This is a genomic window from Pseudomonas sp. H1_A03 (assembly GCF_054685145.1).
On the sequence record NZ_CP162829.1, the window covers coordinates 5,233,621 to 5,255,006 of the forward strand.

The 21,386-nt window shown below is 58.7% G+C and carries 18 protein-coding genes; 10 read left to right on the plus strand and 8 right to left on the minus strand.

Translation table 11 applies throughout. The features are described from left to right. Nucleotides 1-10 precede the first annotated feature (10 nt). The 3 genes from mgtA to AB4O35_RS24115 form a co-directional block, all read right to left on the minus strand. Nucleotides 11-2,716 (minus strand): magnesium-translocating P-type ATPase, encoded by a 2,706-nt coding sequence (mgtA, locus tag AB4O35_RS24105; RefSeq protein ID WP_065879974.1) that lies wholly within the window; start codon nucleotides 2,714-2,716, stop codon nucleotides 11-13. A gap of 563 nt (nucleotides 2,717-3,279) precedes the next feature. Next, nucleotides 3,280-3,879, minus strand: a complete 600-nt coding sequence (locus AB4O35_RS24110; protein ID WP_065872390.1) for a GNAT family N-acetyltransferase — start codon at nucleotides 3,877-3,879, stop codon at nucleotides 3,280-3,282. 12 nt (nucleotides 3,880-3,891) lie between these two features. Beyond that, on the minus strand, nucleotides 3,892-4,236 hold the full coding sequence (locus AB4O35_RS24115) for an FKBP-type peptidyl-prolyl cis-trans isomerase (RefSeq protein ID WP_065872307.1): 345 nt from the start codon (nucleotides 4,234-4,236) through the stop codon (nucleotides 3,892-3,894). 261 nt (nucleotides 4,237-4,497) lie between these two features. Here AB4O35_RS24115 and AB4O35_RS24120 point away from each other — a divergent pair, with 261 nt between their 5' ends. The 3 genes from AB4O35_RS24120 to AB4O35_RS24130 all read left to right on the plus strand — a co-directional run bounded on the left by AB4O35_RS24120 (nucleotide 4,498) and on the right by AB4O35_RS24130 (nucleotide 8,625). Then, nucleotides 4,498-6,447, plus strand: coding sequence for a flavin monoamine oxidase family protein (locus AB4O35_RS24120; protein WP_065872308.1), 1,950 nt, complete (start codon nucleotides 4,498-4,500; stop codon nucleotides 6,445-6,447). Between the two features lie 112 nt (nucleotides 6,448-6,559). Beyond that, entirely contained in the window at nucleotides 6,560-7,447 is an 888-nt protein-coding gene (locus AB4O35_RS24125; protein WP_065872309.1) for a nitrilase family protein, read from the plus strand. Between the two features lie 14 nt (nucleotides 7,448-7,461). Next, nucleotides 7,462-8,625 (plus strand): hypothetical protein, encoded by a 1,164-nt coding sequence (locus AB4O35_RS24130; protein ID WP_175403024.1) that lies wholly within the window; start codon nucleotides 7,462-7,464, stop codon nucleotides 8,623-8,625. 48 nt (nucleotides 8,626-8,673) lie between these two features. Here the strand turns inward: AB4O35_RS24130 and AB4O35_RS24135 are convergent, their stop codons facing one another. Next, the gene (locus AB4O35_RS24135; protein ID WP_065872310.1) at nucleotides 8,674-9,642 is read right to left on the minus strand and encodes a hypothetical protein; all 969 of its coding nucleotides are present in this window, start codon (nucleotides 9,640-9,642) and stop codon (nucleotides 8,674-8,676) included. Between the two features lie 196 nt (nucleotides 9,643-9,838). Between AB4O35_RS24135 and AB4O35_RS24140 the strand changes: the two genes are divergently transcribed. Then, nucleotides 9,839-11,332 (plus strand): PAS domain S-box protein, encoded by a 1,494-nt coding sequence (locus AB4O35_RS24140; RefSeq protein ID WP_065872311.1) that lies wholly within the window; start codon nucleotides 9,839-9,841, stop codon nucleotides 11,330-11,332. A gap of 132 nt (nucleotides 11,333-11,464) precedes the next feature. After that, a complete protein-coding gene (locus AB4O35_RS24145; RefSeq protein ID WP_065872312.1) occupies nucleotides 11,465-11,737 on the plus strand; it encodes a DUF1652 domain-containing protein in 273 nt (90 codons plus the stop codon). On the opposite strand, the gene AB4O35_RS24150 is transcribed toward AB4O35_RS24145, so the two are convergent. From AB4O35_RS24150 to AB4O35_RS24160, 3 genes are all read right to left on the minus strand, one after another. Then, complete coding sequence (locus AB4O35_RS24150; RefSeq protein WP_065872313.1) at nucleotides 11,700-12,893, minus strand: MFS transporter; 1,194 nt, start codon at nucleotides 12,891-12,893, stop codon at nucleotides 11,700-11,702. The genes AB4O35_RS24145 and AB4O35_RS24150 overlap by 38 nt on opposite strands. A gap of 77 nt (nucleotides 12,894-12,970) precedes the next feature. Further along, nucleotides 12,971-13,279: an RcnB family protein gene (locus tag AB4O35_RS24155; RefSeq protein ID WP_065879977.1), complete on the minus strand. Its 309-nt coding sequence runs from the start codon at nucleotides 13,277-13,279 to the stop codon at nucleotides 12,971-12,973. 85 nt (nucleotides 13,280-13,364) lie between these two features. Continuing rightward, nucleotides 13,365-13,790: a nuclear transport factor 2 family protein gene (locus AB4O35_RS24160; protein WP_256530454.1), complete on the minus strand. Its 426-nt coding sequence runs from the start codon at nucleotides 13,788-13,790 to the stop codon at nucleotides 13,365-13,367. On the opposite strand from AB4O35_RS24160, the gene AB4O35_RS24165 reads away from it, so the two are divergent. From AB4O35_RS24165 to AB4O35_RS24175, 3 genes are read left to right on the plus strand one after another with little or no spacing between them, the layout of a single operon-like run. Further along, nucleotides 13,779-14,336, plus strand: coding sequence for a helix-turn-helix domain-containing protein (locus tag AB4O35_RS24165; RefSeq protein ID WP_065872392.1), 558 nt, complete (start codon nucleotides 13,779-13,781; stop codon nucleotides 14,334-14,336). The two genes, AB4O35_RS24160 and AB4O35_RS24165, sit on opposite strands and share 12 nt — an antisense overlap. Before the next feature lie 11 nt (nucleotides 14,337-14,347). Continuing rightward, complete coding sequence (locus tag AB4O35_RS24170; protein ID WP_065945943.1) at nucleotides 14,348-15,694, plus strand: glutamine synthetase family protein; 1,347 nt, start codon at nucleotides 14,348-14,350, stop codon at nucleotides 15,692-15,694. A 30-nt stretch (nucleotides 15,695-15,724) separates the two neighbouring features. After that, a complete protein-coding gene (locus tag AB4O35_RS24175; protein ID WP_065889281.1) occupies nucleotides 15,725-16,822 on the plus strand; it encodes a DNA alkylation repair protein in 1,098 nt (365 codons plus the stop codon). A gap of 69 nt (nucleotides 16,823-16,891) precedes the next feature. Here AB4O35_RS24175 and AB4O35_RS24180 read toward each other — a convergent pair whose 3' ends face one another. Next, a complete protein-coding gene (locus AB4O35_RS24180) occupies nucleotides 16,892-17,785 on the minus strand; it encodes a LysR family transcriptional regulator (protein WP_065872318.1) in 894 nt (297 codons plus the stop codon). Nucleotides 17,786-17,915: 130 nt separating this feature from the next. Between AB4O35_RS24180 and AB4O35_RS24185 the strand changes: the two genes are divergently transcribed. Together AB4O35_RS24185 and AB4O35_RS24190 are read left to right on the plus strand one after the other, a co-directional pair. Then, entirely contained in the window at nucleotides 17,916-19,562 is a 1,647-nt protein-coding gene (locus AB4O35_RS24185) for a GMC family oxidoreductase (RefSeq protein ID WP_065945944.1), read from the plus strand. A gap of 65 nt (nucleotides 19,563-19,627) precedes the next feature. Continuing rightward, a complete protein-coding gene (locus tag AB4O35_RS24190; RefSeq protein WP_065872320.1) occupies nucleotides 19,628-21,253 on the plus strand; it encodes an MFS transporter in 1,626 nt (541 codons plus the stop codon). Nucleotides 21,254-21,386 lie beyond the last annotated feature (133 nt).

Here is a 21,386-nt window from a genome sequence, read left to right on the forward strand (position 1 = left end):
TCGTCCCTGTTTATTGCCAGCCAAACTTACGGATGTAGTAACCCTTCACCGCCTGGGTCAGGGCCATGTACGCCAGCAGGATCACGGGCAGGAACACAAAGTACAGCGATGGCAGCGCCTGCAATTTAAAGTAATGCGCCAACGGTCCCATCGGCAGGAAAATCCCCACGGCCATGATCACGCCGGTCATCACCATCAACGGCATCGCCGCACGGCTTTGCAGGAAGGGGATTTTCGGGGTGCGGATCATGTGCACGATCAGCGTCTGGGTCAGCAGCCCCACCACAAACCAGCCGGACTGGAACAGGGTCTGGTGGTCGGGGGTGTTGGCATCGAAGACATACCACATGAGTGCAAACGTGGTGATGTCAAAGATCGAACTGATCGGCCCGAAAAACAGCATGAAACGGCCGACATCGCCCGGTTGCCAGCGTTGTGGCTTGGCGAGCATTTCTTCATCGACGTTATCGAACGGAATCGCGATCTGCGAAATGTCATACAGCAGGTTCTGCACCAGCAAATGCATCGGCAGCATCGGCAGGAACGGGATAAATGCACTGGCCACCAGCACCGAGAACACGTTGCCAAAGTTGGAACTGGCGGTCATCTTGATGTACTTGAGCATGTTGGCGAAGGTACGCCGCCCCTCCAGCACGCCCTCCTCCAGGATCATCAGGCTCTTTTCCAGCAGGATGATGTCGGCGGCTTCCTTGGCAATATCCACCGCGCTGTCCACCGAAATACCGATGTCAGCGGTACGCAACGCCGGCGCATCGTTGATGCCATCGCCCATAAAGCCCACCACATGTCCGTTAGCCTTGAGCAGGCGCACGATGCGCTCCTTGTGGCTCGGCGTCAGCTTGGCGAACACGTTGGTGGTTTCCACAGCCTCTGCCAGCTCGGCGTCGGTCATGTCCTCGATGTCGTTGCCCATCAGCAGGCCTTGTTGCTCCAGGCCCACTTCGCGGCAGATTTTGGCGGTGACCAGCTCGTTGTCACCGGTCAGCACTTTTACCGCGACGCCATGGGCTTTGAGCGCCTTGAGGGCGGGTGCGGTGCTTTCCTTCGGTGGGTCGAGGAAAGCCACGTAGCCGATCAGCGTGAGGTTTTGCTCATCCGCCAGGCTGTAGGTGTCGCGCCCCGGTGCCATCGGTTGCGCGGCCACGGCCACCACGCGCAAGCCTTCTTCGTTGAACGCAGCGGTGACCTGGCGAATACGTGCCAGCAGTTCATCGGTCAGCGCCTCGTTGGTGTCGCCATGGCGCACGTTGTTGCACACCGAGAGGATTTCCTCCACGGCACCCTTGCAAATTAACAGGTGCGGCAAGCCTTCCTCGGCCACTACCACCGACATGCGGCGACGATTGAAATCGAACGGGATCTCATCGACCTTGTGGAACGCGGTGCCGACTTTCAGCTCGCGATGCACCTCCACGTGCTCCAGCACCGCCACGTCCAGCAGGTTTTTCAGACCCGTCTGGTAGTAGCTGTTGAGGTAGGCCATTTCCAGCACATCGTCGGACTCTTCGCCCCACACGTCCACATGGCGCGCCAGGAAAATCCTGTCCTGGGTCAGCGTGCCGGTCTTGTCGGTGCACAGCACATCCATGGCGCCGAAATTCTGGATCGCGTCCAGGCGCTTGACGATGACCTTTTTGCGCGACAGAAACACCGCGCCCTTGGCCAGGGTGGAGGTGACGATCATCGGCAACATTTCCGGGGTGAGGCCCACGGCAATCGACAATGCAAACAGCAGCGCCTCAGTCCAGTCACCCTTGGTGAAACCGTTGATGAACAGCACCAGTGGCGCCATCACGAACATGAACCGAATGAGCAACCAGCTGACTTTGTTAACGCCGTGCTGGAACGACGTGGTCGCGCGGTCGGTGGCCGTCACACGCTGGGCCAACGCGCCGAAATAGGTGCTGTTACCGGTGGTCAGGATCACCGCCGTCGCCGCGCCGGACACCACGTTGGTGCCCATGAACAGAATATTCTCCAGGTCCAGCGGGTTGCGGGTGTTGGCGTCCTGCTGCTGGGCGAACTTCTCCACCGGCATCGATTCCCCGGTCATCGCCGCTTGGCTGACGAACAGGTCCTTTGCGCTGAGCACACGGCAGTCGGCCGGGATCATGTCGCCGGCCGAAAGCACAATGAGGTCGCCGGGCACCAACTGCTTGATCGGTAACTCGATGCGCTTGGCCTCATCGCGACGCAGCACCGTGGCGGTGTTGCTCACCATGGCCTTCAGTGCATCGGCGGCCTTGTTGGATTTGGCCTCCTGCCAGAAACGCAGCAGCGTCGACAGCACTACCATGGAGAAAATCACCGTGGCGGCCTTCATGTCTTCGGTCAGCCAGGAGATGACTGCCAACAGGGTCAGCAAGAGGTTGAACGGGTTCTTGTAGCAGTGCCACAGGTGCACCCACCAGGGCAGCGGCTGCTCATGCTCGACTTCGTTGAAGCCGTATTGCACGCGCAGGGCATCGGCCTCTTGGGTGTTCAAACCTTCGGAATGACTGCCTAGCGTGCCTAGCAATTGCACGGCGCTGTTGTTGGCCGAGACCACCAGGGTTTGTGCCAGGGTCGGTGGTACTTCGCGGCTGACACTGGCGTCGGTCACGGTTTCGAGCATCGCCAGGCGGCGGAAATGCCGGGCAATATGCCGGGTCCGCAGGAAGCCGGCGAAGAACTCTTTGAGCAGCGTGAAGTTCATGGTGTTACTCCTGCGCGAGGAAACACTCGTGCAGGTACGGCCGTCTGCCCCGCGCCATTTTACAGGCACAGTCAGCTTGGCCCGCCCACCGTAAAGGCAGGCGCGTCCGTAGCATCCCGAGGTGAGTCAGGTGCTGGTCAGCGTCGATGAGAGGGATTCGGGCAGGCGCCAGGACTGGCTACTGCCGGGATGCCGCTTCTCGCTTTTATTGGCGAGACAACGGCATCGGAAGAATGCGCGTTACCTTGCCAAGCCTGTGCCGGTTACCAGAACCGGCCGACTACTGTCACTCGAACAAGTACCCACTGAGGGTCTCCGCTATTGATGAAAACGCGCGAAGCTTACGCCCCGACTTCAGGAGAGTAAACCGTAGGAAAGTTTCCCGATGGGGAATGAGAAGATTCTTCAGGGTGGGTTCAGGAAAGCCGTTTTCCCGGATACGCTGAAGATCAAATGTGGGAGCTGGCTTGCCTGCGATGGCGCAGTGTCAGGCAATGGGGCTATGCTGAAAGGCCGCCATCGCAGGCAAGCCAGCTCCCACACCGATTGGCGTACATCCGTTGCTATGGCGTACCCGGTCGATCCCTCGCCACCCGCCTCAAGTAATCCTCAACCGCCCCACCCGCCAGCGCCTTGACCTGAATCGACACCCGGTTCACCTGCCGTCCCATCGTCACGCCCTCCCGCGTACGTACCTGCACATACCCAAGCCTGGGCCAGAAACGCTCGGCTTTGATATTGCCGATAACCACCGTCAACCGCAGCCATTGGGCGCCCTTCTTCGCAGCCCATACTTCAAGGTCCGCATGCAGTCGTTGCGCAAGGCCAGTGCCATGCAGGCACGAATCGACCAGCAGCAGCCCGATATGCCACACCCCGCTCGCCAGCAAGTCAGCGGCAATGTTCACCACCGCGACCAATCGGTCGTCAGCATCGCGATAACCCAGCCAATACATCCGGCGGCAGGTCCATCCTGTGGGCAGTTGCCCGTGCAACTCCTCGCACGCCTCAGTCGGCGTGGCCGGCTCGCCGTTCACCGCAATGAAATAATCCGGCGCTCGCTCGAAAAACCGTTGCAGATCGGCCTCGTCGCTAGCGCACAGCTCAACCACCCGAATACCTGCAACAGAGCAAGCGGGCAACACGTGCTCATCAACATCCATGTTCATCCGCCCTCAATCATCTCGCGTCAGCACTTCCAACAACTCAATCTCAAAACGCAGGTTGCTGTTGGGCTTGATATGCGCGCCCATCGACCGTTCGCCATACGCCAGATGCGCCGGCACGAACAAGGTGCGAACACCGCCCACCTGCATACCCATCAAACCCTGGTCCCAGCCCTTGATCACCCGCCCGGTGCCGATCACACACTGGAACGGCTTGCCGCGCTCCCAGGACGAATCGAATACCGTGCCGTCCTCCAGGGTGCCGGTGTATTGGGTGTTAATCAACGCGCCCTTGACCACGGCTTTGCCGGTGCCGAGGCGGATGTCGGTGATCTGGAGTTCGTCGTGGCTCATGGGGGGTCTCATTAGGACGCAAAGGATGGCGTTTTTCCCAGAATCAAACGGGTTTGGCAAGCTTCAAACGCAACACTGATAGTTGCGACACGCCGCAGCGCCTTTCAGGGGGAGAGGGTTCTCTCTGCGCTTGCTGCTTGAAATGCACTTACAAAAAAACACGACGCTCCCTCCCCCAAAAACACCTTCAGACTATTTCTCGCGTCCAGTGCCAACGCTCAACCTATGAAGCGTTCATTACTCTGAATAGGGAATATCAGAATGACCATCGGTTCCGGCTTCAACTACCCCGCAGACATTGCCCAGCGGCAGCATCGAGAAAAGCGCTCTACCGAGAACAAATGGAGGGCAACATTCCCCAATCCACCCGACCTGTGCTTTGACTATCGCGCGTTGGTTGAACAGGTAAACGGGATTGCCCACGCCACTGAACCCGATCATAAAATCTGCGTTATTGGCGCTGGCATTACCGGCCTGACGACTGCGCGCGAGCTTTACAGGTGCGGGTTCACAAACATTACCTTACTTGAAAAATCCAAGCGTATTGGCGGCCGACACCTTACCGCCCTTGGGAGCAATCACACCAACACGCCAGGCAGGCCCCCTTTCGAGATGGGTGCAATGAGGATGCCGTTCTTCAACAAGACAAATGAGCCGCCCAAAGACGGTCGTTCACTGATGGCCTATTACGCTAACGAATTCGATTTGCGCCATTCAGACTTTCCAAACCCGGGCAGCCCGGCAGTCCGCTCAACCGGTATATTCCTAAGAGAAGGGAGCATAGATAACAGCAGTGAACCCACCCTACTGATATGGAAAAACGCCGATGGAAAAACAGCCCCGCCAGGGCAAACGCTGGGTAACGTTTTCGCGAAATGGAAGACATTTGCCGAGCGTATGACGCTGTGCGTCTCCGAATATTACGGATCCGAACGCTGGGAGGACATGTGGGCATCGATAGTAAGAAAATACGAAGGTATGTCCTTTCGGGACCTGGTCAAGCTGCCAAGTATTGATACGTGGCACCACAGTGATCCTGGAAACTTTGGCGGCCTGGGTATGAGTGCCCAGGAATCTGCGGTTTTCTACGCCATCGGAATTGGTGATGGTAGTTGGGGCGCCTTCTATGACGTATGCGCGCTTTACCCTCTGCGCACGGCGATATTTGGATTCAGCAGTCATCTGCAGTTGATTCACGGTCGGGTTGACGCAGACGGTACCCCCATGGACGCACCGTACCTGGATGCTAAAGAGACCCTGGACTCCAGAGGGCTTAAATTTAACAAACCACACTATATTGGCCTTGGATCGCTGGCGGAATCGCTGCTATTCATAAAGCCCGACGAGACTGATGAATCTTTGTACGAACACCTTTTAAAGAGCCCATCCGGTTTACTGACCCGCAGTGCAGTGACAAAACTGAAAAAACTCAAGGACGGAAAAATACGCGTGTATTACAGCTGGAACGCCACACAAAAAGATCAAACGGAAAACGTATTTATCGATTGTGACTCTGTCGTAATGACACTCCCCTCCTGGCTGATCGAGACACAAATACCAATTGAAAACTTCAACCAGAAAACACTCCCATTCGACATTATAGAAGCCTATAAAACCGCCCACTGGGAAACCAGCTGCAAAGTCTACGCCCCACTGAAAAAGTCGTTTCTTTCAGATAACAAAAACATACCTCAAGCGATCATTACGGACAGCTGGCTACATGATGTATATACCTACCGCTACCACAATAATAATACCTATGACTGCATCCTGCTCAGCTACACGTGGGAAGACGACGCTACCAAGCTATCGGTATTTGACGACGAACAACTGGTCGATAAATGCATAAAGGAGCTAGACCGAATCCTCTTGAAGTCCACAAACATCAAAGAAAAAATCTCACCGTATATAGGCCGTAAACAGGCAGTCGTTCAACGCTGGATGAACGACAAACACTCGCTGGGTTGTGCAAAGCTCTATCGCGCAGGCACCTACTACCACGCGGTGTCCTTAATGAAATACAACAGGGACTTCTCTCATAAGTCGGGACTTTATCTCTGCGGCGAGTCGTTTTCCGTTGATGCTGGCTGGACTGAGCCTTGCTTCAGAGGCGCCGTCGACACAGTGATAAACATCTGCAATAAAACACGCGCCAACTTCAACGGCGGCTTTGATATGCAGGACTACCCAGAATACAAAACCGAGCAATAAAGGAAATAGACTACGTAGCAACGAGAACCGTCTGACTTTTAATTAAACATATTGTCGCCTCTTATAAACATCCAACCATCTTCCGGTTGTATAACAATAAGAGGTCACCTCAATGAGCGAACCAGTAAGCCCTGCACGCGTAGCGGTCATTCAACTTGATCCACAGGTCGGCATGGCCAACCGCGCCAATAACCTGAGTCAGAGCCTCGCACTGGCGGCCGAAGCCGCGAGCGGCGGAGCCAACCTGATCGTGTTGCCCGAGCTCACCAATTGCGGGTATTTCTTCAGCAGCCGCCAGGATGCTTTTGATCACGCAGAGCGAGTGCCAGACGGTACCAGCGTGCAAGCGTGGATAGAGTTTGCCTGCAGGCACCAGGTGTATCTGGTAGCAGGCCTGTGTGAAATAGACGGTATGCAGCTATTCAATACGGCCGTGCTGTTAGGGCCCGAAGGCTACATCGGAAAATACCGCAAAGCGCATTTGTGGAACCTGGAAAAGCTTTGGTTCACCCCCGGCGATACAGGCTTTCCGGTATTTGAAACGCCGATCGGCCGTATTGGCTTGCTGATTTGCTGGGACATCTGGTTCCCGGAGGTGCCACGCATTCTCAGCCAACAAGGCGCAGATATTATTTGTAGCCTGAACAACTGGGTGTGGACACCACCGCCGCTATTCGATGAAGCGGGCAAATGCATGGCGTCATACCTGACGATGACCGCCGCCCACGTCAACAACGTGTTTATCGCTGCCGCCAGCCGCATTGGCGAGGAGCGAAACGCCCGTTACCTCGGATGCTCATTGATTGCCGGAACCAATGGCTGGCCGATTGGCGCTGTCGCTTCGGCCAATCGCCAGGAGATTTTGTTCGCCGACATTGATATCACCAGCGCCCGCAGTGCACCGATCTGGAACAGCCTCAACGACCTGCAACGCGATCGACGCAATGATCTCTACGATCAAATGCTCGGTTACGCCCAACACCCTGCCCTGCCGCGCTGATTGGAGGGTTGACTATGGGTAACCTCTTAGAAAAACCACGAACCCCCTGGCCCAACATTGACAGGACTGTTGTTGTGATTGCGCTGACCAGCGCTCTGATCATTGTGTGGTTAGCGTTCACCGAGCCCTGGCCTGGCTACACCGATATGGTGCAAAGCCTTCCACACCCCGTTGCCTGGCTGCGCTGGGTACTTGGCGATATCAGCGAGGTCGCTTTCTACAAACATGAACTGGCGTCGCTCGGCCTGCTGGGAGGTGCCTACCTGGCCTGGTGGGCCAGCCGGAAGGGGAAGGCCTGGCAAGGTTTCTCCATTTCCTATGGGACCGGATTATGGCCTTGGCTGATAACCAGCTCGTTGCTCGGCCTGCTACTCAGCAACTTGCTGTGGGGATGGGCTGTCACCGCTGAGACATGGCAACCGACGTTCGCGGCGTTCGTCTCGTTGCCGGCAGCCATGGTGCTGATGTTTGGCGGCGGGTGGAAGGTCACCCTCACTGGCGCAGCACTCGGCGCAGTGCTGGTTACGCCGATGTGCCTGTTGATCGTCAACGTCGTCTGCGTGCCGCTGGGGTTGCCGGCGGTGATTGGCAACGTGATGGGCATGGCTATCGGTAGCGTGATCGCGTTTATGCTATGTCGTTGGATGCCCTCTATGGTGCGCTCGGACTTTACCCCACCGGCCAAACCGAAGCCTGCCGCTCTTCCCACTTATGGCGTGACTTGGAGCCTGCGCCGGGTGCTGGCAGATTTCTCCGAAGCCCCTTTTTTCGGCAACGAGCTAGCCAGTCTGGGTCTGTTGGCGGGAGTCCTATTGGCGTACGCCCTGAATCCCGTGAGCCCGGCGTACGGCTCAGGCCTCATATTGCACCTGATAGGCGCGCAAGCATTGACGTCTGCGCTGGGCGTGGTCATCTGGCGACATGAGTGGATCAAGCGAGGATGGTATCCCACCTATGTTCCCTTGGTGTCAGTGGTACCGGCTGCCGTGTTGACCCATGGAGGAAGTTGGATGGTGATGGGTTCAAGTGCGCTGCTCGGTGCATTGATTGCTCCGCCTTTAGCGTGCGCCATCGCGGGAAAGTTGCCGGCTCACTTCCACCCCTACATCGGTAACGTGCTTTCTATGGCGTTGAGTACGCTGATCATCGTGCCAGTCGTGGGAGGGTTAGTGGTTTAGCAAAAGCGTGGTGAGAGGTCCCCCTCTCACCACCCTCATCACAAGAAGTCAGGCCAACGGCACACGACGATTAGTCAGCGCCATACGCCCCACAAAGAAGCTCAGCGCCGCACCCAACAGCAGCATCGCCAAGGCGCTCCAGGCCGCACGGGAAATCTGCTTGGCAGCCACTTCAGACGCTTCACGGGCTTTCTGTTCAGCCTGTTGCTTCAGCTCTTCGACCTTCTGCATGGCTTGCTGATAAGCCTGGGCGTAGTTATCGACGATCTGCGTGGCCTCTTCCTTGCTCTTGCCGGTACGCGCCGCCACGATGTTGACCAGTGCTTCTTTATCCGCCGCGTTCAGCGCAGGTTCACCGGACGCTTTCACGCGTTCAAACCACTGCTTCAACTGGTCGCCAGCCTGTGCGGGATTGGTCGCTGCATCCGTCGCGGCTTGCTTGCCATCAGCGCTGGCTTGGTCAGCTTTTTGCTCGACGTTCGCAGGGTCCAATTCTGGTTTTCCGCTCTGCTTGAGCAACGTATCGAGTTCGCCCTGCAGGCTGTTCCAGTCCAGTTGAATACCTTGTTCGTTCAGTTGCTGCTTGACGCTGTCGCCAATGCCAGGCGCCGCCGCGGCAATACCGCTACCGGCAGCCGACAAGCCTTTACCCACCATGTTGCCGGCGGTGCCAACCACACTGGCAGCCAGACCCGCGAGTAGCCAAGTGGTGAGCAAGGTGGTGACGGTCCAGGTCAACACGCCGTGCAGGCCACCGCGATCCGGTGCAGTACGGCCGGCGACAAAGGCGCCGACGCCGATCGCTACAAGGGTGGAGACAAACAGCCAGATGCCCGCGCCCGTGCCGAAACCGCTCAATGGGTTGCCCGCTTCCATTGGTTCAACTGCACTGGCGCCAATGGCAGTGCCGAGCACGCTGAGGACCAGGTAGGTCACCAGGGCAATTGCACTACCGGCCAATACCGAGCTCCAGGACACGCGAAACAGCGAGCGATTGGTTTCATAGACAGTGGTCATACAGAGGTCCTTCACAAGTTATGGGAGCAAGGCAATGTGCCTTGTTGAGTGGGAGTGTGGCGAAACGACATCCGTTCGGTCGTGGCGCAAATGCACCAGATCGCCTGATGCATTCGCACTTGGGCCCCCTCACATTCTCTGCACTATCCTGAAGCGTGGATGTCGGAGTTTTTATACGCTTTTATCCGGAGAAATCATGAGCCAGGACGTCCTCGCCAAAGAAACCAACCGCCGCCAACTGCAGCAGATCATTTCCGGACTATCCGATGGGATCATTCTCGCCGAGGTCGACCAGACCATCCTGTGGGCCAACGAAGCCGCACTGAACATGCACGGCGTGGGCGACGTGATGGGGCTAGGCGCGAATGCGCAGGAGTATGCCGAGCGCTTCACGCTGCGCTATCGCAACAATCACCCACTGACGCTGGAAAACTATCCCCTGGCCCGTGCTGCTGCTGGCGACGAATTCAGCGACGTCGTGGTGGAGGTGATTCCAAACGCCGATTCGGACAAAACCTGGGTGCACCGCCTGCGCAGTCTGGTGATCACCGACTCGCGTGGCGAACCGGAGCTGCTGGTACTGATCCTCAGCGACGCCACCGAATGGGCCAGTGCCGAGCAGCGCTTCGAGAAAACCTTCAATGCCAACCCGGCGCCTGCGGTGATCTGCCGTCTGAGCGACTTGCGCTATATCAAGGTCAACCAAGGCTTTCTGGAGATGACCGGTTACAACCGCGACCAAGTCATCGGCAAGTCCGTCTATGAGCTGGACGTGCTGGAGCAGGCCGAGCGCAAGGACCTGGCGATCCAGCGCCTGGGCGATGGCGCGACCATACCGCAGATGCAGGCCGAACTGAGATTGCCCGAAGGCGGCAGCAAACTGGTGATCGTCGCCGGCCAGCCGCTGGACATGAACGAAGAGGCCTGCATGCTGTTCTCCTTCACGGACCTGGAGCCTCGGCGCAAGGCCGAAACCGCGCTGCGCCAGAGTGAAGAACGGTTTGCCAAATCATTTCGCCTGACCCCGGTGCCGACGTTGGTCTGCAGCGCCGCGAACCGTCAAGTGGTGGATGTGAATGAGGCGTTCATGACGATCACGGGGTACACCAGCGAAGAATTGATCGGCAAGGCCATCGAAGAAATTGGCTTTATCGACAGCGCACCGGCTGGCGCCCTGTTGTTCACCACCCTGGAAAAAGCCGGAAGCTTTGACGGCCAGGATTTGAAGGTGCGCAAGAAAGGCGATGAGGTTATCGACTGTGTCGTGTCCGCGGACACCGTGATCATTCAGGATGTGCCCTGCTACCTGCTGGTGCTGATGAACATCACCGAACGCAAGCGCTCGGAGCTGGAACTGGTGGCCGCCATCGAGGAAGTCATGCAAGACGCTTCATGGTTCAGCCAGACACTGATCGAGAAACTGGCGAACGCCAAAAGCGTCAACAGCCCGAACCTGCCGAATGTCGCGTTCACCGACCTCACGGCCCGCGAACGGGATGTTTTGGGGTTGATCTGCGAAGGGCTGGCTGACAAGGAAATTGCCTCGCGCCTCAAACTGGCGCCCAACACGGTGCGTAACCATGTGGCCACGGTGTACTCCAAGCTGGGGGTGCATAGTCGTAGTGCAGCGATCGTTTGGGCCCGCGAACGCGGACTGTTTGCCGGCGAGTTGCGGCTCAAGAACAAGTGAACGCGGTGCAAATGCACTAGTGCGGCTAGTGCGAATTCAACTTATGACGCGGGCAAGTAAACCCTAACCTTCAGGGCGTGGGCACAAGGCTTTGATCGTGTGCCACCGCATTTACACCCTGAAGGAACCCCCATGTTTACCCTCTCTCAACTGCGCAATTGCATCGAAGAAGGTCTGTCGCCACTGACGTGCGAATTCACCCTGTGCCGGGACGCTTCGCTGACCCTCAAGGTCTACGACGCGGAGACCGGCCGGGTTGATCTGGTCGTCACCGGGATCAGCACGAACCGGCTGCAGACCCCGCAAGAAGTTGAAAAAATGGTGGAAGAGCTGCGTTACGAACTGCAATGCAACACCGTCGGCAAGCTCACGCTGGATGACTTGCCTTCAGCGACGCACCAATGAAATAGAACACCCCGCCCCCAACGATAAACGCCCCCAGCATGTAAAACATGTAGTGGGCCGGCAGGCTGGCCAGCACCAGCCCACACAACACCGGCCCCAGGGCGGCCCCCAGATTGGACAGGTTCTGCGCCCCGTAGTACATGCCGCGCAGGTGGTCCGGAGCGATGCGGTCGATAAACATGTACTCGGCCGGAAACACGATGATCTCCCCCACCGTGAACACCGCCATTGCCAATACCCACCACAGCACGCTGGTGGACAGCGCAAAACCAATGATCCCCAGCATGAACATGCCCAGTCCTGCGATCAGCCACTGGCCCAAGTAGCGATGCGAGATGCGCCGACCAATCACATACTGCAGGGCAATCACCAACACGGCGTTGGTGGTCAGCACGGCGCTGACCACGGTGTAGGTGTATTCGGCGGTGGTGGTGGTGACCAAATATTGTGACAGCCATGCGGTGAACTGACCAAATACCACGGCACTGAGCACGCCGCCAACGGTGAAGCAGACCAGGCGACGATCGCGCAACAGCACGCGGCCAACGGCAAGAAAGGGCACCGGCTTTTGCGTGGCATCGACGGTCGCCAGCGTACGGTCACCCCAACGCCAATACAGCAGGAAAAACCCTACACCCAATAGCGCCGAAAGGATAAACGGCAAACTGATGTCCAGCTTGGCAATCATCGCCCCGAAAAAAGGCCCTACGGCATAACCGATATTGGTCAGGGTGTACTTGATGGAAAACACTTCGCTGCGTGCCTCTTCGGGCAACAAGCTGGCAAAACCGGCTTTGACCGCAATATCGATCACCGCGTAAGCCAGGTTGATCAGGATCAGGCAGCTGTAGAACGTCCAGATATCCTGCGCGAGCAGCGTGCCGATAAAGCCCAGTACAAACAGCACGCTCATGCCGAGCAACAGTCGGTAGCTGTTGATACGGTCGACCAGGAAGCCGCCATACACACTGAGCAGCGAGCCGACAATCAGCGAACTGCCGATCACCAGGCCGACCTGAGTGATATCGAGGGCAAAGTGGCTGGTGAGGTAGATCACCAGGTACGGAAATGTGATCGCCTTGGCCAACGTGAGCATCAACGTGGCGGACAGCAACAGGTTAACGGTGCGGGGGTAATTTCTTATTGTGGCAAGCATCCTGCTCTCTTTCCTGGAAGGTAACGCGGCCATTACGGCCGGCTACCTTAACTCAGGAACAGGGCAAAAATGCAAGGTCATTTCTTGACGGGAGTGATCTCAAGGATGGTGCCGTTGGTGGTCTTGAGCAGGACGAATTTATCGCCCACCCGCGCCCACTGGCTGTCTTCTTCAGGCTGCTTGAGGCCACGTTTTTTCCAGTCGCTGACGGCTGATTCCTTGCGCATCAACATATCCGGCGCGCGGTCGCCCTCTTTCAAGTCACGGGCGTTGATAGTCGAAGGCTGCACGGTTTCCTGGGGGGTATCACCGGCTTGCACGACAAAGCTGGCGGTGGACAGGCTGGCGGCAACCAGCAGGCAGGCGATTAGGGACTTGGACTTCATGGGTGCTCCTTCAATTAATGGCGCTTACCCAGGTTCGGACCGCTGGCGCGTCTGATCATTCAATCAAGCCTTGCCTCGGAGTGAGCTAGGCAACTGCCACAGGTGTGCCTTGATGGAACACCATCCGCCACTGCCCTTCTTCTACTCGCCATACCGAGCTGCGCAGCGAAGCCCCACCTGCGTCCCGATGAGAGCGATAGGTCACAAGAGCCACACCTTCAGTCAGCCTTTTCACCGTGAAATCAGTTATACGGCGCGCAGAAAACACCTCATCCTGCAGTCCGGAAATCACCTCTGCCTTACTGCCCCATACATTTCCAGTGGCACCAAACTCAACAAAATCATCCGCCAACAGCTGCGCCAACCGGGCCGCATTCGAACGGGTAGCCGTATGCTGTAGCTCCTGTTCAAGCTCAAACAAGTGCGCGCCTAAATCCATTTCATTGCCTCCATGAAATAAATCCTGTAATTTTTCATGAAATTTATCGAAATAAATTTCATGACCCCACAAGAAGAACTCGCCACCCTGGCCGCACTGATCCACGACCTGCGCAAGCACAAGAAGCTCACCCTCGCCCAGCTCGCGCAAAAAATCGAGCGTTCCGTGGGTTTCCTGTCCCAGGTCGAACGCGGTCTGTCACGCCCGACCGTGGCCGATTTGACCGCCATCAGCCATGCCCTCGACGTCCCCACCACGTACTTCTACAGCCAACCTAAACCCAAGGCGGTGGACTGGATCACCCGGCCCAACGAGCGGCGCACGGTGTATTACGCCAATGGCATCACCGACATCCTCGTCTCGCCAAGCATGAATGGCGCCTTTTCGATGCTCGACAGTCTGTTGGCTCCCGGCGCCAACAGCGGTGAACAAACCATGAGCGACCGCGCCGAGCAGGCGGGTTTTGTACTGGAGGGCGAATTGACGCTGTGGGTCGAAGGTGAGACCGATCCGGTCACCCTCGGCCCCGGCGACAGCTTCCACCTGGCCAGCTTCGCCCATTGCCGCTACGCCAATCTGACCGACCTGCCCGCCCGCGTGTTGTGGGTTTACAACTAGGAGCTGCACCCGTGAAAAGCCATGCCACCACGTTACTGGCCGAAGTACGGACCTTTCGCCAAAACCATCCCGACGTGCGGTACGTAGACCTGATCGCCTTGGACATTCCAGGGCACTTCTACGGCAAGCGTTACCCCATCGAGATGCTGGAAAAAGTCGCCGCCGGCAGCCCGCTGAAGCTGCCGCAGAACGCCGTGCTGCTGGGGGTTCAGGGAGGGCTGTTCAAGATTGGTGACTATTGCTTCAACGACGGCGACCCGGATGCCAACCGCCGTCTGGTGCCGGGCACGCTCAAGCCGGTGAGCTGGGAGTCGCAGCCGCTGGGCCAGATGCTGATCACCTCAGACGGCACCGAAGCCCCCATCAAATTCGAACCCCGTGAAGTGCTGGCGAGGGTGCTGGAACGCCTGCAAGAAAAGGGCATTCACCCGGTGGTGGCGTTCGAGTTGGAGTTCTACCTGTTCGATAAGAAACTCGACAATGGCCTGCCGCAATGCGCCCGCGACCCACTGAGTGATGACCCTGACGACCAACCCAACCTGCATATCGAACGGCTGTCACGCTTCAGCGAAGTGCTCGACGACATGGCGCAATCCGCCAAGGACCAAGGCATCGACATCACAGTGATCACCGCCGAAATCGGCCCCGGCCAGTTCGAAATCAACTTCGGTCACCTCGACGACGGTATGCGCGCCGCCGACTGGGCCGCCCTGTTCTGTCGCAGCACCCGCGGCGTAGCGCTCAAGCACGGTTACCGTGCGAGCTTCATGGCCAAACCCTATCTTCAATTCCCCGGTAGCGGCATGCACGTGCATGTCAGCCTGTATGACGGCGCGGGCAATAATTTGCTGGCGGCGCACCAGCAACAACCGCTGCGCCACGCCGTGGCGGGTTGCCTGGAATTGCTGCCGCACTGCATGCCGATCTTTTCGCCCAACCACAACGCCTTTCGCCGCCTGGGCGGCGCGGTCAACGCGGCAACGCGCGCAAGTTGGGGCTTTGAAGACCGTGATGCGTGCGTGCGCATTCCCGAGTCCGACCCGCGCAACCTGCGCATTGAGCACCGCCTGGCCAGTGCGGATGCCAACCCGTACCTGGTGCTGGCGGCGATTTTGGTGGGCTTGGAGCACGGCCTGGAAGCCAAGCGCGAACCCATCGCCCCATTGAACGAGGACCGCAACAGCGGCACCGACTTCCCCGTGGAAATGCTCGACGCCGTGCGCGCCATGCAGCATCAACCGGTATTGCGCGATAAGCTGGGCGCCGAATTTATCGACGTGTACTGCGAGAACAAACGCCAGGACCACTTGGCTTTCCAGCAGGAGATCCCTGCGCGGGAATACCGCTGGTTTCTCTGAATCTGCCCATACACCTGCATGGAATCACCGATGACCGAACAAAGCGCCCCGGCGCTCAAGGAAATCTTCAACCTCGAACGCCTGCACCACATCGCCACGGAAATGACGGCGGTGTACCCGGCGTTCGACGCCAAGGGCTTCCTCCAGCACGCCAAGTCCGGGCTGACGGAGTTGTCGGTGATGCAGCGCATGGCGCGGGTCAGCGAGAGCCTGCATGCAGTGATCCCGCTGGATTATGCGCAAACCCTCAAGCTGCTTTACGCCCTCGCCCCGCGCCTGAACAGCGCGTTCGTCAGCCTGTTCCTGCCGCACTTCGTGGCGAATTACGGGCGGGATGACTTCAAGCGCTCCATGGCTGCACTCAAATACTTCACCACCTTTGGCTCCGCCGAATTCGCCATCCGCCACTTCCTGCTGGATGACTTCCAGCGCACGTTGGCGGTGATGCAGGCATGGTCGCTGGATGACAACGAACACGTGCGCCGCCTCGCCAGCGAAGGCTCGCGGCCGCGTCTGCCGTGGTCGTTCCGCCTAGCCGAAGTCCAGGCGAATCCCGAACTGTGCGCGTCAATCCTCGACAACCTCAAGGCTGACGGCAGCCTTTATGTGCGCAAGTCCGTGGCCAACCACCTCAACGACATCACCAAGGACCACCCGGAGTGGGTGCTCAGCCTGATCGAGGGCTGGAACCTGGACAACCCGCACACCGCCTGGATCGCCCGCCACGCCTTGCGCAGCCTGATCAAGCAAGGCAATACCCGGGCGCTGACGATCATGGGCGCCGGGGCCAGGGCCGAGGTGACGATCCATGACCTTAAGGTGACGCCGGCGGTGATCAACCTGGGGGAACGGATCGAGTTGTCCTTCAGCCTGGAATCTACCGCCGACACTGCGCAAAAACTGGTGGTGGATTACGCCATCGACTATGTGAAAAGTGCCGGGCACAGCGCGGCAAAGGTGTTCAAGCTCAAGGCGTTTACTCTCGGCGCGGGGGAACATCTCAGCATCCGGCGCGAGCAACATATCCGCGAGCTGACCACGCGCAGGCATTACCCCGGCAGGCATAGCGTGCACGTGTTGGTGAATGGAGAGCGGTTGGGCAGCGCGGAGTTCGAATTGCGCGCCTGACTTGGTTTCAGAAATACCGTAGATCCAATGTGGGAGCTGGCTTGCCTCTCCTACCTAGTTAATCCGGTTTCAGCTGGATTCACCGAGGAGTAACCCCTGCTCCCGCGCGCACAACTCCACCACGTAATCCCACAACACCCGCAGCCGCACTGACTTGTGCAACTCCCGCCGCGAACTGATCCAGTAGCTGCGCTGAATCCCCTCCCCCGGCAGCAACGCCACCAGCTCCGGATCAGCCGAGGCCATGAAACACGGCAACACCGCAATGCCCAACCCTGAGCGTGCCGCCTGGTGCTGGGCGATCACGCTGGTGCTGTGGAACACCACTTTGGGGTTGCGGCAGAAGCTGCTGAGGAATTTCAGCTCCTGGCTGAACAGCAGGTCGTCGACGTAATCGATCCACGCATGCACCGCAAGGTCTTCGCGCTTTTCGACCGGCGGGTTACGGTCCAGGTAGGCGCGGCTGGCGTAGAGGGCCAGGCGGTAGTCGGTGAGTTTGCGCGTGACCAATTGATCGACGCTGGGCCGTTCAAGGTGGATGCTGATTTCCGCCTCGCGGTTGAGGATGCTGACAAAGCGCGGCACGGCCACCAGCTCCACTTCCAGCCCGGGGTAGCGTTCGAACAGCCCGCCCATGCGGCTGGCCAGGAACATCACGCCCAACCCTTCGGCGACGCCCAGGCGGATCTTGCCCAAAGGCGCGGCGGAGTGGGTCAGTTCGTCCTCGGCCAGCAGCGCGACGTTTTCCATGGCTTCGGCGTGTTTGAGCAAGGCTTCGCCGGCAGGGGTCAGTTCGTAGCCCTGGGCATGCTGCACAAACAGCGCGGTGCCGAGGCTTTTCTCGATCGCCTCGATATGCCGGGCCACAGTAGCGTGCGTGGTTTTCAGGCGTTGCGCGGCGGTGAGCAGGCGGCCGCTACGCTGCAACTCGAGAAAGTACCGCAGGTCATTCCAATCGAACATGACGCCTCCATTCCGTGCCCCTGGGTCGTGCTGTTTAAAAACGCACAGCAGCTGGGTAAAAACTAACATTTTTAAGACGAAAACTAACAACTAGGATGGAACCAATAAGAAAAACAAGCGAGACCTTCAGATGCCCATTGCAACTGCTGAATACGATTACATCGTCGTAGGCGCCGGCCCCGCGGGCTGTCTGCTCGCCAATCGTCTGTCCGCCAACCCCGCTCACCGCGTGCTGCTGCTTGAAGCCGGCGGCCGCGACAATTACCCCTGGATCCATATCCCCGTCGGCTACCTGTTCTGCATCGGCAACCCGCGCACCGACTGGTGCTTCAAGACCGAAGCCCAGGAAGGCCTGCAAGGCCGTGCACTGAGCTATCCACGCGGCAAGGTGCTGGGCGGCTGCTCATCGATCAACGGCATGATCTACATGCGCGGCCAGGCCCAGGATTACGACGGCTGGGCGGCAGAAGGCAACGCCGGCTGGGCCTGGAAAGACGTGCTGCCGTTGTTCAAGCAGAGCGAAAATCATTTTGCCGGTGGCTCCGAATTCCATAGCAATGGGGGCGAGTGGCGAGTCGAACAACAGCGCCTGCACTGGCCGATCCTAGACGCCTTCCGTGACGCGGCGGCGCAAAGTGGCATCGCGCCGATCAGCGACTTCAATCAGGGCGACAACGAAGGCTGCGGCTATTTCCAGGTCAACCAGAAGGCCGGTGTGCGCTGGAACGCGGCCAAGGCATTTCTCAAGCCGATCCGTCAGCGCCCCAATCTCACCGTGCTGACCGAAGTGGAAGTGGACCGCGTGCTGCTGGAAAACGGCCGGGCCTCCCAGGTGGTTGGTCGTCAGCAGGGCCAGCAGATGAGCTGGAAGGCGCGCAAAGAGATTGTGCTGTGCGCCGGCTCCGTCGGCTCGCCGGGGATTTTGCAGCGCTCGGGAATAGGGCCTTCCAGCGTGCTCAAGCCGCTGGGCATCGACGTGCTGCATGAACTGCCGGGCGTGGGCGGTAACCTGCAGGATCACCTGCAATTACGGCTGATCTACAAGCTGGAAAACGCCCGCACCCTCAACCAGATCGCTGGCACCGTATGGGGCAAGATGGGCATGGGCCTGCGCTACCTGTACGACCGCAGCGGCCCACTGTCGATGGCGCCCAGCCAGCTCGGCGCATTTGCCCGCTCGGGGCCGGAGCAAACCTCGGCCAACCTTGAATACCATGTGCAACCGCTGTCGCTTGAGCGCTTTGGCGAACCGCTGCACGCGTTCCCGGCGTTTACCGCGTCGGTCTGCGACCTGCGCCCGCAAAGTCGCGGACGTATCGACATTCGCTCGGCCAACCCGGCGGACGCACCGCTGATCCGCCCTAACTACCTCAGCCATCCGCAAGATTTGCGCGTGGCCGCCGATGCCATCCGCCTGACGCGCCGCATCGTCGCAGCCCCGGCCCTGAGCCAATTCAAGCCAGTGGAATACCTGCCGGGCGATTCACTGCAAACCGAGGACGAACTGCACGAAGCCGCCGCGCGCATCGGCACGACTATCTTCCACCCGGTTGGCACCTGTCGCATGGGCAGCGATAAAGACGCGGTGGTCGATGCCCAGCTGCGCGTGCATGGCGTGCCTGGATTGCGCATTGCCGATGCGTCGATCATGCCGCGCATTACGTCCGGCAACACCTGTTCACCTACGCTGATGATCGCGGAGAAGGCCGCTCAGCTGATCCTTTCGCCGAATACAAGGAGTCTCGCCCCGGAGAAAGAACTGGTTCATGCAATCTGAATAGCGGCGCTGAAACTGGCGCCGACAGTGGAACAACAATAAATAATCACTGTGAGGGCTACCCGATGTCAGAACGTGCTCAACCCCTGGGCTCGGCGGTCACCACCGCCAGCACCAGCAACGACTCAAAGAAAGTCATCTTCGCCTCGTCCCTTGGGACGGTGTTCGAGTGGTATGACTTTTTCCTCTACGGCGCCCTGGCGGCGGTGATCAGCAAGCAGTTCTTTGCCGGGGTCAACGACACCACGGCGTTCATCTTTGCCTTGATGGCCTTTGCGGCCGGCTTTGTGGTGCGGCCGTTTGGTGCGTTGGTATTTGGCCGGTTGGGCGACATGATCGGGCGTAAATATACCTTCCTCGTCACCATTATTTTGATGGGCGTGGCGACCTTCTGCGTCGGGCTGCTGCCGACTTACGCCAGCATTGGCATTGCGGCACCGATCATTCTGATCGTGCTGCGCATGCTGCAAGGCCTGGCACTGGGCGGCGAATACGGCGGCGCGGCGACTTATGTGGCCGAGCATGCACCCGCCGGCAAACGTGGCTTCCACACCAGTTGGATTCAATCCACCGCGACCATCGGCTTGCTGCTGTCGCTGCTGGTGGTGCTGGCCTGCCGTTACTTTACCGGTGACCAGTTCGAAGTGTGGGGCTGGCGGATTCCGTTCCTGTTTTCCATTGTGCTGCTGGGTATTTCCACTTGGATCCGCATGAGCCTGCATGAGTCGCCGGCGTTCCTGAAAATGAAAGAGGAAGGCAAGGTCAGCAAGGCGCCGATCCGCGAGTCCTTCGGCAAATGGGAGAACCTCAAGATCGTGCTGATCGCCCTGTTCAGCATCAACGGCGGCCAGGCGGTGACCTTCTACGCGGCGCAATTCTATGTGCTGTTCTTCCTCACGCAGTTCCTGAAAATGGACCCTGCCCTGGCCAACATGCTGTTGATCATCAGCGTGGTGATCGGCGCACCGTTCTTTATCTTCTTTGGCTGGCTCTCGGACAAAGTGGGCCGCAAGCCGGTGCTGATGCTCGGCCTGCTGCTGGCCACCGTGCTGTACTTCCCGATCTTCAAGAGCCTGGCGCACTACACCAACCCGGCGATGGACCAGGCCAGTCGCCAGGCACCGATCACCGTACTGGCCGATCCGGCGACCTGCACCTTCCAGTTCGACCCGGTGGGCAAGGCGAAATTTGACAGCCCATGCGACAAGGTCAAGACCTTCCTGGTCAAGCAAGGCCTGCCCTACAGCAGCGCCGTGGCACCTGCCGGCAGCCCGGTGCAGGTAAGCGTGGGTGACGTGCGTATCGACGGGTTTGACGAAAAAGCCCTGCGTGGCGCCGTGACCCTGGCCGGCTACCCGTCTTCGGCGGATGTGGCCCAGGTCAACAAGACCATGGTGGTGGTGCTGATCGTGGCGCTGATCCTGATCGCCGCCATGTGCTACGGCCCGCTGGCAGCGCTGATGGTGGAACTGTTCCCGACGCGTATCCGCTACACCTCGATGTCGCTGCCCTACCACATCGGTAACGGCTGGTTTGGCGGGTTCCTGCCGACCGTGTCGTTTGCCCTGGTGGTGTACACCGGCGATATCTTCTACGGCCTGTGGTACCCGGTGGTGGTGACCGGGGTGAGCCTGATTGTGGGGATGATCTGCCTCAAGGAAACGCGGCACGTGGATATCGATAACAACTGATCTTCAACACGCCGGAGATCCCCTGTGGGAGCGGGCTTGCTCGCGAATGCGGTGGATCAGTCACAGTTGAATTGACTGATCCACCGTCTTCGCGAGCAAGCCCACATTTGTTTTGTGCTGCCCACACAATTTG

Excerpts from the sequence above, each read along its gene's own strand:
- mgtA (WP_065879974.1), bottom strand. The coding sequence starts at position 2,716 with ATGAACTTCACGCTGCTCAAAGAGTTCTTCGCCGGCTTCCTGCGGACC.
- AB4O35_RS24110 (WP_065872390.1), bottom strand. The coding sequence starts at position 3,879 with ATGGATGTTGATGAGCACGTGTTGCCCGCTTGCTCTGTTGCAGGTATT.
- AB4O35_RS24115 (WP_065872307.1), bottom strand. The coding sequence starts at position 4,236 with ATGAGCCACGACGAACTCCAGATCACCGACATCCGCCTCGGCACCGGC.
- AB4O35_RS24120 (WP_065872308.1), top strand. The coding sequence starts at position 4,498 with ATGACCATCGGTTCCGGCTTCAACTACCCCGCAGACATTGCCCAGCGG.
- AB4O35_RS24125 (WP_065872309.1), top strand. The coding sequence starts at position 6,560 with ATGAGCGAACCAGTAAGCCCTGCACGCGTAGCGGTCATTCAACTTGAT.
- AB4O35_RS24130 (WP_175403024.1), top strand. The coding sequence starts at position 7,462 with ATGGGTAACCTCTTAGAAAAACCACGAACCCCCTGGCCCAACATTGAC.
- AB4O35_RS24135 (WP_065872310.1), bottom strand. The coding sequence starts at position 9,642 with ATGACCACTGTCTATGAAACCAATCGCTCGCTGTTTCGCGTGTCCTGG.
- AB4O35_RS24140 (WP_065872311.1), top strand. The coding sequence starts at position 9,839 with ATGAGCCAGGACGTCCTCGCCAAAGAAACCAACCGCCGCCAACTGCAG.
- AB4O35_RS24145 (WP_065872312.1), top strand. The coding sequence starts at position 11,465 with ATGTTTACCCTCTCTCAACTGCGCAATTGCATCGAAGAAGGTCTGTCG.
- AB4O35_RS24150 (WP_065872313.1), bottom strand. The coding sequence starts at position 12,893 with ATGCTTGCCACAATAAGAAATTACCCCCGCACCGTTAACCTGTTGCTG.
- AB4O35_RS24155 (WP_065879977.1), bottom strand. The coding sequence starts at position 13,279 with ATGAAGTCCAAGTCCCTAATCGCCTGCCTGCTGGTTGCCGCCAGCCTG.
- AB4O35_RS24165 (WP_065872392.1), top strand. The coding sequence starts at position 13,779 with ATGACCCCACAAGAAGAACTCGCCACCCTGGCCGCACTGATCCACGAC.
- AB4O35_RS24175 (WP_065889281.1), top strand. The coding sequence starts at position 15,725 with ATGACCGAACAAAGCGCCCCGGCGCTCAAGGAAATCTTCAACCTCGAA.
- AB4O35_RS24180 (WP_065872318.1), bottom strand. The coding sequence starts at position 17,785 with ATGTTCGATTGGAATGACCTGCGGTACTTTCTCGAGTTGCAGCGTAGC.
- AB4O35_RS24185 (WP_065945944.1), top strand. The coding sequence starts at position 17,916 with ATGCCCATTGCAACTGCTGAATACGATTACATCGTCGTAGGCGCCGGC.
- AB4O35_RS24190 (WP_065872320.1), top strand. The coding sequence starts at position 19,628 with ATGTCAGAACGTGCTCAACCCCTGGGCTCGGCGGTCACCACCGCCAGC.